14 protein-coding genes are annotated in these 15486 nt (G+C 56.1%); 10 read left to right on the plus strand and 4 right to left on the minus strand.

Translation table 11 applies throughout. From position 1 onward, the window contains the following. Window positions 1–7: 7 nt before the first annotated feature. Both ACO05M_RS08955 and ACO05M_RS08960 read right to left on the minus strand, forming a co-directional pair. Complete coding sequence (locus ACO05M_RS08955; protein WP_421870466.1) at window positions 8–958, minus strand: electron transfer flavoprotein subunit alpha/FixB family protein; 951 nt, start codon at window positions 956–958, stop codon at window positions 8–10. After that, on the minus strand, window positions 958–1707 hold the full coding sequence (locus ACO05M_RS08960) for an electron transfer flavoprotein subunit beta/FixA family protein (RefSeq protein WP_421870469.1): 750 nt from the start codon (window positions 1705–1707) through the stop codon (window positions 958–960). The genes ACO05M_RS08955 and ACO05M_RS08960 overlap by 1 nt, the downstream gene beginning before the upstream one ends. 353 nt (window positions 1708–2060) lie before the next feature. Between ACO05M_RS08960 and ACO05M_RS08965 the strand changes: the two genes are divergently transcribed. The 5 genes from ACO05M_RS08965 to ACO05M_RS08985 all read left to right on the plus strand — a co-directional run bounded on the left by ACO05M_RS08965 (window position 2061) and on the right by ACO05M_RS08985 (window position 7283). Then, a complete protein-coding gene (locus ACO05M_RS08965; protein WP_421870472.1) occupies window positions 2061–3062 on the plus strand; it encodes an ABC transporter substrate-binding protein in 1002 nt (333 codons plus the stop codon). A gap of 38 nt (window positions 3063–3100) precedes the next feature. Beyond that, the gene (locus tag ACO05M_RS08970; RefSeq protein WP_421870474.1) at window positions 3101–3910 is read left to right on the plus strand and encodes a taurine ABC transporter ATP-binding protein; all 810 of its coding nucleotides are present in this window, start codon (window positions 3101–3103) and stop codon (window positions 3908–3910) included. 3 nt (window positions 3911–3913) lie between these two features. After that, entirely contained in the window at window positions 3914–4771 is an 858-nt protein-coding gene (locus ACO05M_RS08975) for an ABC transporter permease (protein ID WP_421870477.1), read from the plus strand. Window positions 4772–5379: 608 nt separating this feature from the next. Beyond that, window positions 5380–6630: an AAA family ATPase gene (locus tag ACO05M_RS08980; RefSeq protein WP_421870479.1), complete on the plus strand. Its 1251-nt coding sequence runs from the start codon at window positions 5380–5382 to the stop codon at window positions 6628–6630. A gap of 11 nt (window positions 6631–6641) precedes the next feature. After that, the gene (locus ACO05M_RS08985; protein ID WP_421870483.1) at window positions 6642–7283 is read left to right on the plus strand and encodes a DUF4276 family protein; all 642 of its coding nucleotides are present in this window, start codon (window positions 6642–6644) and stop codon (window positions 7281–7283) included. A gap of 123 nt (window positions 7284–7406) precedes the next feature. Here ACO05M_RS08985 and ACO05M_RS08990 read toward each other — a convergent pair whose 3' ends face one another. After that, a complete protein-coding gene (locus ACO05M_RS08990) occupies window positions 7407–8315 on the minus strand; it encodes a LysR substrate-binding domain-containing protein (protein WP_114695721.1) in 909 nt (302 codons plus the stop codon). After that, window positions 8312–9223, minus strand: coding sequence for a LysR substrate-binding domain-containing protein (locus ACO05M_RS08995; RefSeq protein ID WP_421870486.1), 912 nt, complete (start codon window positions 9221–9223; stop codon window positions 8312–8314). Before ACO05M_RS08995 ends, ACO05M_RS08990 begins: the two co-directional genes overlap by 4 nt. 302 nt (window positions 9224–9525) lie before the next feature. Between ACO05M_RS08995 and ACO05M_RS09000 the strand changes: the two genes are divergently transcribed. The 5 genes from ACO05M_RS09000 to ACO05M_RS09020 all read left to right on the plus strand — a co-directional run bounded on the left by ACO05M_RS09000 (window position 9526) and on the right by ACO05M_RS09020 (window position 15146). After that, a complete protein-coding gene (locus ACO05M_RS09000) occupies window positions 9526–11964 on the plus strand; it encodes a GcvT family protein (protein WP_421870489.1) in 2439 nt (812 codons plus the stop codon). A gap of 197 nt (window positions 11965–12161) precedes the next feature. Beyond that, entirely contained in the window at window positions 12162–13307 is a 1146-nt protein-coding gene (locus tag ACO05M_RS09005) for an aminotransferase class V-fold PLP-dependent enzyme (RefSeq protein ID WP_421870492.1), read from the plus strand. A 15-nt stretch (window positions 13308–13322) separates the two neighbouring features. Continuing rightward, on the plus strand, window positions 13323–13793 hold the full coding sequence (locus ACO05M_RS09010; RefSeq protein ID WP_421870495.1) for a GlcG/HbpS family heme-binding protein: 471 nt from the start codon (window positions 13323–13325) through the stop codon (window positions 13791–13793). A 77-nt stretch (window positions 13794–13870) separates the two neighbouring features. Continuing rightward, a complete protein-coding gene (locus ACO05M_RS09015; RefSeq protein WP_421870498.1) occupies window positions 13871–14398 on the plus strand; it encodes a glycine cleavage system protein R in 528 nt (175 codons plus the stop codon). Between the two features lie 136 nt (window positions 14399–14534). After that, window positions 14535–15146: a helix-turn-helix domain-containing protein gene (locus ACO05M_RS09020; RefSeq protein WP_421870501.1), complete on the plus strand. Its 612-nt coding sequence runs from the start codon at window positions 14535–14537 to the stop codon at window positions 15144–15146. Window positions 15147–15486 lie beyond the last annotated feature (340 nt).

Below are 15486 nucleotides of genomic sequence, written 5' to 3' on the forward strand. Positions count from 1 at the left end.
GTTCTCCTCAAGCGAGCTGTTGGTCTAGTTCGGGGACGGCCTCGAACAGGTCGGCAACCAGACCGTAGTCGGCGACCTGGAAGATCGGGGCTTCTTCATCTTTGTTGATCGCGACGATTACCTTGGAATCCTTCATCCCGGCCAGGTGCTGAATCGCACCGGAGATGCCGACGGCGATATAGAGGTCCGGGGCGACGATCTTGCCGGTCTGGCCGACCTGCATATCGTTGGGCACGAAACCGGAGTCAACCGCGGCGCGGGAGGCACCGACGGCGGCGCCGAGCTTGTCGGCCACCTGTTCCAGCATCGGGAAGTTATCGCCACTCTGCATGCCACGGCCGCCGGAGATGGTGATCCGGGCGGAGGTGAGTTCGGGACGGTCGGATTGACTGACCTCTTCGCTGATAAAGCGAGACCTGCCGCTATCGCTGATCCCATCAAGTGTTTGCTGCGGTGCTTCGCCACCTTCGGCATCGACCGCCGAGAAGGCCGAGCCACGGACGGTGATGACCTTGATGGCATCCTGGCTCTGTACCGTGGCCAGGGCGTTACCGGCGTAGATCGGCCGCACAAAGGTATCGGCGCTGACCACTTCGACGATGTCGGATACCTGAGCGACATCCAGCAGCGCGGCAGCGCGGGGCAGCAGGTTCTTGCCGTTGGTGGTGGCGCTGGCCAGCAGGTGACTGGTGCCTTGCTGTTGGCACAGTTCGGCCAGCAGCGGGGCCAGGTTTTCCGGCAGCTGCTGGGCCAGGGGTTCGCAATCGGCGACCAGCACTTTGTCCACGCAAGGGATGGCCGAGGCTTGAGCTGCTGCGGCCTGGCACTGGTGACCGGCAACCAGCAGTTGAATCTCGCTACCGGTGGCGGATTTCAGCTCAACCGCCGCTTGCAGGGCGTTGAGGGTGGCGTCTTTGAGTTGCGCGTTATCGTGTTCGGCAATGACCAGGATAGACATTAGATGACCCCCGCTTCGAGTTTCAGTTTGCTGACCAGTTCGGCGACGTCGGCGACTTTAATGCCGGCTTCACGTTCGGGCGGTGTAGTGACCTTGAGGGTGGTCAGGCGGGGCTGGGTATCGATACCCAGCTCCTCCGGGGAGGTGGTGTCCAGCGGCTTGCGCTTGGCCTTCATGATGTTGGGCAGTGACGCGTAGCGGGGCTCGTTCAGGCGCAGATCGGTGGTAACGATGGCCGGCAGTTTCAGATCGACCTGTTGCAGGCCGCCGTCGACTTCGCGGGTAACCCGGGCTTCGTCGCCGTCAATCTTCAGCTCCGAGGCGAAGGTGCCCTGGGGACGATCGGTCAGCGCGGCCAGCATCTGGCCGGTCTGGTTGTTGTCACCGTCGATGGACTGCTTGCCGAGGATGATCAGCTCCGGCTGCTCGTTGTCGGCGACGGCTTTGAGGGTTTTGGCTATCGCCAGCGGTTCCAGCTGCTGCTCGGTTTTCACCAGCAGGGCACGATCGGCCCCCAGTGCCAGAGCGGTGCGCAGAACTTCCTGGCAGGCCTCGGAACCCACGCTGACCGCCACAACTTCGTCGGCATCGCCGCGCTCTTTCAGTCGAATCGCTTCCTCTACCGCAATTTCATCGAATGGATTCATTGCCATCTTCAGGTTGGTCAGTTCGACATCAGTGTTGTCGGCATTGACGCGGACCTTGATGTTGGCATCGACCACCCGTTTAACCGTGACCATTATTTTCATACGAGCCTCTATGCAGCTGTTGTATTTGTTCTAAATGAAAATATCCATCAAAATTTCACGTACATTTTTATTTATTCTTTTTCTGACTGTCAATAGAATAATTTCTTGCGTTTTGTGTGATTTTTTTGATCGGACGGGAAAGCCCGCTATGACGGGCGTTACAGCAGCTTGAGTAAGACTTGATGTTAGAAAAACTAACAATGAAGGAAGTTATCTCAATTGTTGGTGGGGTCGTCTGAGGGCAGTATCGAATTCAAGGCGTCACCGACAAGAACGCCAAACCCCGCAAGTGTCGGCGCTGTGAAAGGCACCGAAAACCAACAAAAACAATTGAAAGACGACGTGAGGGTATTATGAAGAGAACGATCTCTACGCTGATTAAAGCCGCCGCTATTACCACCTCCACCCTGGCCTGCAGCACTGCACTGGCCGCCGACAAGCCTGATCAGGTCACCATCGGTTACTTCCTGGAGTGGCCAACTGCCAACCAGGTGGCCCAGGTTGAAAAACACTACGACAAAGCGATGGGCGTCGACGTCGAATGGCGTGCGTTCGACTCTGGGGCGGCGATGTCCGCGGCGATGGCGTCCGGTGACGTGGACATGGCGTACTCCCAGGGCTTGGTGCCCTTTACCGTCGCCGTCTCCCAGGGACTGCCGATCACCATGGTCGGTATCGCGGTGTCCTATGCCGAAAACGACAACTGCGTAGTCGGTAAAGGCGCGGGCATCTCCAAGGACAATGCCAAGGATCTGGAAGGCAAGAGCGTATCGGTTCCGTTCGGTACCGTGGCGCACTACAAGATGCTGCGGGTGATGAGCCACCTGGGCGTGGACAGCACCAAGGTGCGGCTGCTGGATATGGCGCCGGCCGACGGTGCCGCGGCGCTGATGCGTGATGACGTGGCGATGGCCTGTGGTTGGGGCGGGGCGCTGCGTCGGATGAAGAATTTCGGCGAGGTGCTGATGAGCGCCGACGAGCAGGAGTCGATCGGTATCCGTGTGTTCGACGTGATCTCGGCCAGCAACCGCTTCGCCGAAGAGTACCCGGAGATGGTGACCAAGTTCCTGCAGGTGACCGATAACGCCAACCGCTCTTACGCCACCAACCCGGCACCGGCCCAACCGATTATCGCCAAGGCTTCGGGTCTGTCGCTGGACGAGTCTAACCAGATTCTGGCGTTGTTCGACTTCCCGTTGAAGGACGACCAGCTGTCCCAGGCCTGGATGGGCGGCACCGTGCAGTCGTTCACCAAAGAGGTGGCCGACTTCTTCGTCAAGCACAAGCAGATCCCCAAAGCGCTGGCTGACTACAGCGCCACCATCGACAGTAGCTACTACAGCAACGTCAACTGATCTGGCCCTATCCACAACAATAAATAGAAGGAGGCATCATGTCGGAGCTGTTGGTTAACGACGTATCGATGATCTTCGATACCCCCGATGGCGGCCAGGTGGAGGCGTTGCGAAACGTTTCCTTCAACCTGAAGCAGGGAGAGCTGCTGTCGGTTCTGGGCCCTTCGGGGTGCGGTAAAAGTACCTTGCTGAATATCGTGGCCGGCTTTCTGGCCCCGACCGACGGGACAGTTAGCAACGGCTCCACCGAGCTACACGGTCCCGGCGCGGATCGAGGCATGGTGTTTCAGCAGGGGGCGCTGTTCGAGTGGCTGACCGTGGCGGAGAACATCGGCTTCGGGCTGACCATGAAGGGGCGTCCCAAGGAGGAGATCGCCGGGGTCGTCGATCACCTGCTGCAGACCGTCGGCTTGCAGGATTTCGGTGACAAACCGATCTACGAGCTGTCAGGCGGGATGCAGCAACGGGTTGCACTGGCGCGCTGTCTGGCCAACGACCCGGACATCATCCTGATGGACGAACCGCTGGGGGCGCTGGATGCGCTGACCCGGGAGAAAATGCAAAGCCTGGTTCTCAAGCTCTGGAAGGAGACCGGCAAGACCATCATCCTGATCACCCACAGTGTCGAAGAGGCTCTGTTCCTGGGCGAGCGCTTGTTCGTGATGGCGCCGCGTCCGGGACGGATTCAGAAAGAGTACCTGTTGCCGTTCGCGGACGAGGGGCTGACCAAGGATCCGCGGGAGATCAAGGCATCTCAAGAATTCATCGCCAAACGGGAAGAGGTTCTTTCCATGATTTGGGAGATGGAGGAGGAGATCATGGGTGGCGCAGAAGCCGTGGGGGCCTAAGTTATGAAAATGATTGAGAGCTTATTCGTCAAGATGGGCCTGGTCAGCACCGGGCTCGAAAAACGTAAGACGGTCACCTTCGGCGACGCCAGTTCGGTCGAGGCCGGGCGCTTCTGGAGCTGTCTGTCGGTGCTGACGCTGGCACTGGCTTGGTACCTGGGCAGCGCGCTGGAGCTGGTCAACCCGATCTTCTGGCCGTCGCCGATGGCGGTTTGGGATCAGTTCATCAGTATCTCGTCCGAGGGCTACCGCAACTTCTCCCTGTGGGAGCATATCTGGGCCAGCCTGTACCGGATCCTGGTGGGCTTCGGATTGGGCTGTCTGGTGGGGATTCCGCTGGGCTTTGCAATGGGCTTGTCCAAGCTGATGCGCGGCTGGTTCGACCCGATCGTCGAGTTCTTCCGTCCGATCCCGCCGCTGGCGTTTATTCCGCTGGTGATCATCTGGTCCGGTATCGGTGAGCGCTCCAAGATCATGCTGCTGTTCTTTGCCGCGCTCTGGATCATGGTGATCGCCGCTCGGGCCGGGGTCGGTAGCGTCAAGCTCAACAAGATCCATGCGGCCTATTCGCTGGGTGCCAGCAAGCGCCAGATCCTGCAGCATGTGATCCTGCCCAACTCGCTGCCGGAGATCTTCACCGGGATGCGGGTTGCGATGGGGGTCTGCTGGGGTACCGTGGTGGCAGCCGAGCTGGTCGCGGCGGAATCCGGGGTCGGCTACATGATCATGGTGGCGAGTAAGTTCCTGTCCACCGATATCGTGGTGCTGGGGGTGATTATCGTCGGCGCGATCGGCTACGGCATCGATATCCTGATGCGCAAGCTCGAAGCCAAGTTGATACCCTGGAAGGGTAAAGCTTGACTAGGCTGTAGAAACCAGGCTCAAAGCACAAAACCTCGGTTGTTACCGGGGTTTTTTATGCTCGCCATCTGGGACTAGGGTGGCAGGGGCGCTCATGCACAAAAGCAGTCACTGACAGGCATACAGATGCCCGTTTAATCGCTATTAAGTTATTCTCAAGCCCTGTTCGTGGTTGACCATAAAGTCTATGAAGCCGAGTTCCAAACACTGTGTATGAATACAGCACATTCAGAGCTAACCAGGTTTTGTGCTTAAAAACTCAAAAGTCGATGCTCGTTTTTCTATGGCATAACGTTCATAGATATTGCATGATCAATGACTTAGGGATAGTAGGCTCCGAGATACAGTGCCACCCTAGCAAGATATATACGCATGCTCATTTTCATCGGAGAAAGATGTTAGGTGTTTCTAGTTTTCTCTTTCGATTCAATTCGTTGCCAACCTGTTTTCAGGGTATCAATAAGGCAGGATGAGCGCGCGCAGTATTAAAATGTTAGATCGCCCTATCGGCTACAGTGTTCACCCACAGGGCAGCAAAATTCATATACCGTTCTTAAATCGTGTAAAATTGATAGTAATTGTATTTATAAAAATATTAAGTGGAAAATATGGCTCTTATTGAAGGCATAAAAATACGAAATTTTAGATCGTTGCGTGATGTAACCTTAGGTAAGACCTGGCAAGACAGACAAAGGAAACCTCTTACTCCTCTTACTGTTGTTATAGGTAAAAATGGTGTAGGAAAGAGTTCTCTATTCGATGCATTTGGTTTTCTTGCTGACTGTCTGACTTTTGGGATTGATGAGGCATGTCATAAAAACGGTAGAGGTGGCTTTAATAGGCTTAGATCCTCTGGTACTGATGAAAATATAGAATTCGAAATATATTATCGGGAATCTTCAAATGAGAGACCAATCACTTATGAGTTATCAATTGGTTCTGACCGATATGGAAGGCCGATAGTTGCTAGCGAAAGACTCAGACAGCGACGTAGGGGCCAAAAAACAGGATGGCCTTTTTCTTTTTTGGAATTGAATCATGGCTCAGGAAAAGTATGGTCAGGTACCGCTCTTGCTGAAAGTGATAATCCTGACGATTACCTAAATGAAGAAACCAATGAAACTCAGCAAATAGACCTTGAAAGTGCTCAAAAACTTGGCATTGCAACTCTAGGTAATCTAAAAGATCATCCACGAATTGCTAAATTTAGAAAGTTTATTGAAGGGTGGTATTTGTCATATTTCACACCTGATGCTGCAAGAGATATTCCTCGTATAGGACCTCAGAAACATTTGAATCGAATTGGCGATAATCTTGGTAATTTTGTTCAATACATGGAAAGAGAGCATCCACGAAAATTCAAAAATGTACTGAATGAAATAGCTGATAAAATACCAGGTGTTGGAAATATAGATACAGAACCATCCCCTGATGGAAGGTTACTTCTGCGTTTTTGGAGTGAAGGTTTCGATAACCCTTTCTATGCTCAACAAGTATCAGATGGCTCATTAAAGCTGTTTGCCTACATGCTTCTTTTGGAAGATCCTGATCCCGCTCCATTTATTTGTATTGAAGAGCCTGAGAATGGTTTGTACCACAAACTGTTAGATTCCTTAGTTGATGAATTTAGAGCTAATGCGAGTGGAAGAAAAGGTGATTCTCAACTTTTCGTAACCACGCATCAGCCATATTTAGTTGACTCTCTTGACCCAGAAGAAGTCTGGATACTAGAGAAACAGGATAGCGGGTACTCCACTCTAATGCGTGCATCTGATTACCCTGAAGTCGTAGCAATGGTTGAAGAAGGTATTCCTCTAGGAAGCCTCTGGTATAGCGATCATATAGATAGCCGGATGTAAGGGCTCAGCTAATGCATTTTGAGATTCTTGTTGAAGGACAAGCGGAGCTGACCGCCTTGTCCATTCTTATGCCAAAAATATTGGGTGAATATGAAAATCCACACACATGGAAAATTCATAAACATAGGGGTATTGGTCGTATTCCAGATGACCCGATGCAGACACCAAATCCAAGAGACACAACACTGTTGCATCTGTTACCTGCAAAGCTTCGCGCCTACTCAAAAGCTCCAAGAGCAGATAGGGTCATCATTGTCCTGCTAGACTTAGATGATAAAGATCTTGAGATATTTTATCAGGAATTACGATCACTGCTTGCTTTATGTGATGGTGAGTTTGAAGCAAATTTTGAATTTGCTATTGAAGAGCTTGAGGCATGGTATTTGGGGGATAGAAACGCCCTCGTTGCTTTCAACCCAGATATACGTTTTGGTGCCCTTACAGATTATGTTCAAGATAGCATCTGTGGAACCTGGGAGTTTCTTGCAAGAGCAGACGATCCCTCTGTATTAACCCAAAAGAAGCGAAGTCGACATTCACTCGACAAGAAAAAGGAATGGTCAAAAAAAATACCTCCACATATGGATGTTGACTCTAACAATTCCCCCAGCTTCAATACTTTTCTTAGTCGCCTACGGGCTCATGCTATCTAATAATTAAAGCATATCAAAAGGGCAAGCTAACTAGACCATAAATCGTTTATCAACGTCCGTTCTAGGCTAAATCTAGCCTAAGATTGCAACTAACTATTAGGTTGCAAGCTAACCGTCAGGCCATTACAGGCTGCGCTGTAGGTAAGGATCAGCATCCAACTGACTGCGGAACCAGTTACCGAACAGGTTGATCTTGGAGTCCGACAGGTTGCGCTTGGGTTGGACCAGGTACCAGGCGCCGATCTCGGGGACCGGGCGATCGATCGGGATGATCAGGTTGTTGTTGGCCAGATCGCCGCAGGCGAAGAACGAATGGACGATGGCCACGCCTTCGCCGGCGATGGCCGCTTCCAGCGCCAGCTGGTGGTTGTCGTGCTCGCTGGCGATCTCTAGCTGTTCCTCTTGCAGTCCCTGGGCTCGCAGCCAGGTGGCGAGGTTGCGGGGCGATTCGGTGATTCGCAGAAACGGCTTTTGGCTCAGGCTTTCCAGCGTCGGGGTTTCCCCTTCGGCGAACAACGATGGGCTGCAGACCGGGATCAGGGTGCCTTTGAACAGTTTCTGGTAGCTCAGGCCGGTTTCGGGGCGCTCGCAATAGGTGACCCCCAGGTCAGCGGCGTAGGGCTCGAAGTCCCAGCCGGAGAAGGAGCTGTGCAGCTCGATTCGGATTCGGGGGTACTGCTGGCGGAACTGTCCCAGCCGTTGCACCAGCCAGCGGGAGGCGATCCCCAGATAAACCTGCACGGTCAGCTCGCCCTGGTCCGGCTCGCCGAAGATCGACTGAGTGCTGGCCTCGATCTGCGCCAGTGCGGCGTGGATATGGGTGAAGTAACGTTGGCCTTCGTCGGTCAGGGCGATGCTGCGGCCGAGGCGGTCGAACAGCGGTTTGCCCAGCTCCTCCTCCAGCTTCTTGATCTGGTGGCTGATGGCCGAATGGGTCACGTTCAGTTCCTGGGCCGCCTGCTGGAAGCTGAGATGACGGGCGGTGGCCTCGAAGGCCCGTAGTGCGCGTAATGCCGGGATATGTCGTTTCATTGGGTTGATCCTGCCGCCGGCTTGATCCCGGCCTCCATCAGCAGCCAGTCTTTGAAGATACCGGCGGCGGCGGAGAGCGCCTTATCACTCTGATAGCACAGATAGTAGCTGGCATCGGAGTCGATACCCTGGCGCAGCGGCGAGCTGAGCTGTTTCGACAGCATTCCTTCCTGCATCAGGTCTTCATAGAGCAGGCAGACGCCGAAGCCGTTAGCGGCCATCGATGCGGCAGTGGCGTAGCTGTCCATATACTGGCGCGGTTGCGCTTTAAGTGAATCCAGTTGATGGCTCTCGAGCCAGCGGTCCCAACCCTGCGGGGTACCCAGTACATCCAGCAGCGCAAAGCCCTCCAGGTCGGCCGGTTGGCGAATCCGCTTGGCATTGGCGATCGAACAGTAGGGACGCAGCCGTGGGGTGACCAGGATGTGGGCGTCGAAGCCGGTCCAGTTGCCGGGGCCGAAGCGGATCTCCAGCTCGGCGGTGGAGATATCGAAGTCGGTGGCCCAGTTGGTCCCCAGCTGACGGATCGAGATCTGTGGGTAGATGGCGTGGAAGCGCTGCAGTCTCGGCGCCAGCCAGAGCACCCCGAAGGCGGTGTTGACGTTGACCTCGACCACCGCCTTGTTTAGCGGCGAGAAGATCTGCGCCGCACCGCTGTTGAGCTGGCGCATCGCCTCCTGCACCAGTGGCAGGAAGGCGCGGCCGGCATCGGTCAGCTGGATGGTGCGGTTGGCACGGCGAAACAGCTGCTGGTCTAGATGGTGTTCGAGCAGCTGAACCTGCTGGCTGACCGCCGATTGGCTCATGTTCAGCTCACGACCGGCGTGGGTAAAACTCAGTTGCCGACCCACCGCTTCGAAGGTCCGCAGCCAGTTGAGCTGGATATTGCTGGTCAACAGTTTATCCATCGGGATCTCTCTGCGCCGTTGTTGTCGGTTGGAACTGGGCCTAACTTCTGCTTAGAAGCGCTTATCTGTCGCGATCTTTAGTCGATCTTCGCTTCTTCTGATTCCATCCATCTGAAGTTTGATTGTTAGCCTGTCACTGAGCATACGATATTTGCATAAGCTGTGCTTATTGTTTTGTCGATAATTTATCGTTTGTTGCGATCCGAACATCTCCCTACCATCGAGTCATCGCTATTCAACAGGTACCCGGTGGACTTTCTCACCTGCGGTTCGTTCTTCAGTGATTGCACAGGATAAGAATAATGAAAACCAAAACAGACGTATTGATCATCGGTGGTGGCATTGCAGGCGTCAGTACTCTCTACCACCTGACCAAGTTGGGGTGGAGCGATGTGATGCTGACGGAGAAGTTGGAGCTGACCTCGGGGTCGACCTGGCACGCCGCGGGCAACCTGCCGCACTTCAGTAACAGCTATAACGTGATGAAGCTGCAGCAGTACAGCATCGCGCTGTACGCTCGGCTGCAGGAGGAGACCGGCCAGCCGGTGGATCACCATATGACCGGTGCGGTGCGTCTGGCCCACACCCAGGATCGGATGGACGAGTTCGAGCGCGTTGTGGCGATGTCCGAACTGGCCGGCTTGGATCTGGAGATGATCGACAACGATCGCCTGAAAGAGCTGTACCCGTTCCTCGATACCACCGGGCTGCTGGGTGGGCTCTGGGATCCGGCCGATGGTCATATCGATCCCACCAGCGTGACCAACGCGATGGCCGCTGGCGCCCGTGCTGGTGGCGCGACCATCGTTCGGAATAATCCGGTTTCGGCGGTTGAACAGACTGCCGACGGGCGCTGGAAGGTGACCACCGCCAAAGGGGTGATCGATGCCCGGATTATCGTCAACGCCGGCGGCTTCCGTGCCAACGAGATTGCCGAGATGATCGGCCACCGTCTGCCGATGAACTCGATGGAGCACCAGTTCGTCGTCACCGACAATATCCCGGCATTGGAAGAGCGCGACACCATGGTGCCGATGCTGCGCGACCCGGACGTGTCTTATTACCTGCGCCAGGAAGGCAAGGGCATGATTCTCGGCCCGTACGAGAAGGGTGGAATCCCCTGGGCGACCGACGGGGTGCCGAAAGCGTTCGGTCAGGAGCTGCTGCAACCGGATCTGGATCGGATCGAAGAGATCATGTGCACCGCGATGGAGCAGGTCGATATCCTGACCCAGGCCGGCATCAAGACGGTGGTCAACGGCCCGATCACCTATACCCCGGACGGCCACCCACTTATCGGTCCGGTCCACGGCTATGAAAACTACTTCGTCTGTACCGGCTTTAACTTCGGTATCGTCCAGGGCGGCGGTGCAGGGCACTTTATGGCCCAGTGGATCGTCAACGGCCATCCCGAGCTGGACCTGTGGGAGCTCGATCCGCGCCGCTTCGGTGACTACGCCGACAACGACTTCTGTGTCGCCAAGGGTACCGAGGTTTACGCCAACGAATACCAACTCGGCTTCCCCCACGAGTATGCGATGCGTCCGGCGGTTCGTGGTCAGAAGAAAGCCCCGGTCTATGAGCGTCATGCCCAGAAGAATGCCGTCTTCGGTGCCTATTTCGGTTGGGAACGTCCGGCCTGGTTTGCGCCGGAAGGGATGGAGTCCAAGGAGCGTCACAGCTTCCGTCGCGGTAACTGGTTCGAGCCGGTGGCGGCCGAATGTCTGAATGTGCAGAACAACGTTGGGGTGCTGGATCTGTCGCCGTTCACCAAGTTTGAGGTGTCCGGCCCCGGCGCCCACGCCTACCTGGAATCGATCTCCCCGAATCGAATCCCGCTGGAGGCAGGCGGCGTGGCGCTGGCGCATCCGTTGACCCAAGACGGCGGGGTGGCCTGGGAGTTCTCCGTCACCCGGCTGGAGAGCGGCGACTACTACCTGATGGCGCCGGCGGTGGCCGAGCTGATGATCGAGGACTGGCTGACCCAGCGGCTGCCGAAGGACGGGTCGGTCACGCTGACCAACACCACCCAGCAGTGGGGCACGTTGGTGCTGGCCGGTCCCCAGGCTCGCAGGGTGCTGAGCCAGTTGACCGATTCGGACCTGAGCAACGACGCCTTCCCCTGGTTTACCGGTCAGGAGATCACCGTCGCCGGCATCAAGCTGCGGGCATTGCGGATGAACTTCGTCGGTGAGCTGGGCTGGGAGCTGCACCACCCGATCGAACATCAGCTGGCGCTCTACGATGCCCTGATGGAGGCCGGTCAGGCCTATAACATCAGCGATTTCGGCATGCGGGCGCTGGATTCGATGCGACTGGAAAAGGGCTACCCGATGTGGGGCCACGACCTGACCCATGAGTTCACTCTGCTGGAAAGTAACCTCGGCTTCTTCGCCAAGCTCGACAAGGGCGAGTTTGAAGGGCGTGATGCGCTGAAGCAGCAGAAGCAGGACGGCGTGAAGCAGAAGATGGTGCTGTTGGAGGTGGACTCCACCGACGTCGATGCGATCCATATGGAGCCGGTCTACCAGGGCGATAAGTTGGTCGGTCAGGTTGCGTCCGGCGGCTACGGCCACCGGGTCCAGAAGAGCTTGGCGCTGGCCTATGTCGACGTTGATGCCCTGGATTCCGCCACGGAGTCTGAGCTGAGCGTCAAGGTGTTGGGCAAGACCTATCCGGTCAAGGTCGCCAAAGGCTGTGTTTACGACGCCAAGGGTGAACGTCTGAAATCCAATAACTAAAGTGGCTATTCACCCAGGCTAGTTACCCCAAATTTGAGTAGCTCCGTACTCGGTTGGCCCGGCCTCGCCCGGGCCTTTTTTCCCTTTAAACGCTGAAGTTTTGCTGGCGAAAATTTGTTCGATAGCGGCTTGCTATTCGAACAGATAATCCTTAGATTAGTGAAAAAATAAATATAAATTTCACTGAGGTGCAAATCATGCCTAAAGATTCATGCTCTGCCGATAATAAAGGATTGCTTGAGTACTCCGTGGTCTACACGGATCGTTCCCTCAACCATATGTCGGTTGCCTTCCAGGATGTGATGAAGGGAATCTCATCGACGCTGAAGTCGGTCTATAACGCGCATTCCGTAGCGGTCGTTCCGGGAAGCGGAACCTTTGGGATGGAAGCGGTGGCACGCCAGTTTGCCACCGACAAGCATTGTCTGGTGATACGCAACGGCTGGTTCAGCTTCCGTTGGAGCCAGATCTTCGACGCCGGCAACATTCCCCGATCCCATACCGTACTGAAAGCCCGCCAGACGGATTCTTCCACCACCGCACCTTTCGCACCGGCGCCGATCGACGAGGTAGTGGCCAAGATCCGAGAAGAGAAGCCGTCATTGGTCTTCGCGCCCCATGTGGAAACCGCCTCGGGCATGATGCTGCCTGATGACTACCTGCGTGCGGTGGCTGATGCGGTCCACGAGGTGGGCGGCATGTTCGTACTCGACTGTATCGCCTCGGGTACCATCTGGATCGATATGGAAGCGACCGGCGTCGACGTGCTGCTCAGCGCGCCGCAAAAAGGCTGGAGCGGTTCACCCAGCTGTGCGCTGGTAATGCTCAGCCCGCTGGCTCGTGATCGCATCGACAGCACCCAGAGCAGCAGTTTCGCCTGCGATCTGAAGAAGTGGCTGCAGATCATGGAAACCTACGAGCAGGGTGGCCACGCCTACCACGCCACCATGCCCACCGACGGGTTGGCGAAGTTCTATCAGGTGATGAAGGAGACCGAGCAGTTTGGCTTCGAAACGGTACGTAAGCGTCAGCTGGAGCTGGGTGAGAAGGTGCGTGAACTGCTGGTGCAGAACGGCTTTGCCAGCGTTGCGGCCGAGGGCTTCCAGGCCCCAGGTGTGGTGGTCAGCTACACCAGCGACAGCGGCATCTCCAACGGTTCCAAGTTTGCCGTGCGTGGGGTTCAGATCGCCGCCGGTGTACCGCTGCAGTGCGACGAGCCCGAGGGCTTCCAAACCTTCCGGATCGGTCTGTTCGGACTGGATAAGCTGCACGATGTGGACTGCAGCGCCGCCACCTTTGGCCGAGCGCTGAACCGAATTCTGCTCGACTACAAGCATATCTGAGTTGGAGGAATTCCTATGAAGATGATGCCCAAACTGACACTGTCAGATGCCGAGATCATCATGCAGGCCTGTGTTCGCAAGGCCGAGGAGATCGAGGTGGATATGGATATAGCGATCACCGATGACGGTGGCCACCTGATCCTGTTCAAGCGGATGGATAACGGTCGGGTGACCAGCATCGATATCTCGATCGGCAAGTCCTTCACCGCCTCGGCGGCCCGTAAATCGACCCGCGCTTACGGCGAGGTCAGCCTGCCGGGTAAGCCGGCATTTGGCATTAATACCAGCAACCAAGGCCGATTCTCGATCGTGCCCGGCGGCCTGCCGCTGTTTGTGGATGGCCAGGTGGTCGGTGGGGTTGGCTGCAGTTCCGGCACCCCGGATCAGGATGAGCTGGTGGCCCAGGCCGGCGTCGATGCGCTGGCGACACTGCTGGCTTCTGGACAGCCTGAGAGTGCGGCTTCGGTCCGACTGGGCGCTAACTGAGGTTGGCAAGACCTTGAAGAATCCCATGGCGGATCACGGCGAAGTCCGTGGTGCGCCATCGATAAGGAGTGATCCGTATGAATGAATCCCTGGTTTTGACCTTGGTGGGACCGGACAAGCCCGGTCTGGTGGAGCAGGTTTCCCAGGCGCTGGTCGGTTACGATGCCAACTGGGAGCAGAGCAGCATGTCCCGCTTGGGTGGCTGCTTTGCCGGAATTCTGAAAATTCGGGTGGCAAGCCACCTGCGCGATGAGCTTGTTGAGACCCTGAACCAGCTGGAAACCCAGGGGCTGAAGGTGGTGATCGAGAGCGGCCAGGAAGGCGAGCGTACCGAGCCAACCGAGCCGGGTGTAACCCTGGCGCTGTCGTTGATCGGCCATGACGAGCCGGCACTGTTGAGTCGGGCCCTGAGCGCCCTTCGTACCGAGGGGATCAATGTGGAGCAGCTGGATACGTCGGTCAGCAGTGCACCGATGTCGGCCGAGATGATCTTCAAGGCCAGCGCCGATCTGTGGGCACCTCAGGCGGTTGACCTGGATACCTTGCAGAGCCGGTTGGAAACCCTGGCGCCGAATCTGATCGTCGAGATCGGCGAAGCCGGCTGATCGGCTTGAAGTGCGACGTTGAGGTGAAAGGTACTGATGAAATTTGATGGTCAGATTTCACCTCAATGATGCTTCAGAGCAGGCTTGTGGTAGAATCCGCAGATTCCCAACCTATTGATCAGCGGTAAATTGCACTATGGGCAGCCCAGCCAAGAAAAGCACCAGCCAAACGGAAACGGCACTGGATCCCGATAACCTGCGCATTGGGCGCCAGATTCGTGATCTGCGGAAATCGAAGCGGATCTCGCTGGTTGAATTGTCGGGCAAGGTCAATAAGTCGGTCGGTTACCTGAGCCAGGTTGAGCGGGGCGTGTCGGCGCTGCCGATTCCGGTGCTGCAGTCGATCAGTACCGCGCTGGGGGTGCAGATCAGCTGGTTCTTCCACGGCAGTGATGATGAGCCGAGTAATGAACAGAACTACGTGGTCCGCCGAGGTTCACGTCGGACCTTGAACTATTCCGGTATGGGGATCCGTGAAGAGTTGCTGTCACCGCGACTGAGCGGCCAGCTGCAGATGATCATGACCACCTTCGAACCGGGTGCCAGTGGCGGTAAGGAGCCCCGGCAGCGTAAGGGTGAAGAGGCCGGCTATGTGAAATCCGGCAGCCTGGAGCTGACCATCGGCGAGCAGAAGTTTCTGCTCCAGGCCGGTGATAGCTTTACCATCAGCGGCGATGAACCCCACCTGGTCAGTAACCCTTCGACTCAAGAAACCGAAGTGGTCTGGGTGCTGGCCGATCCCTATTAAGGACAGGATCTGCGCTTCCCGAGCGTTTACTCCGATTCGGCGCAGGGCCAGTCTCTGCGTCAGCTGTCTTGTACCATTGTCAATAAAATCCGTTAGTTAGCCTTTTTTGCAGATCCAATCGCCGTTGGCTTAATCGCCCGTTGGTAACTGGTCCTACTCGCTCCCACGCTGTCGAAATATTCTATTCCCACGTTAACCGCACAGCGCTCCGCACCAACGAGCAGCTGGGTTGACCGATGATGTGATTGTTCGGGCGGTAATTTTTGCCCGGGCTGATATCAACTGCTTCTGATAAAAAAATAAGAAAGGAGTAGCGACATGCTGATCGGTATCTCAATTG

The sequence above is a fragment of the Motiliproteus sp. genome (assembly GCF_965230735.1).
Lineage (GTDB): Bacteria > Pseudomonadota > Gammaproteobacteria > Pseudomonadales > Balneatricaceae > Motiliproteus.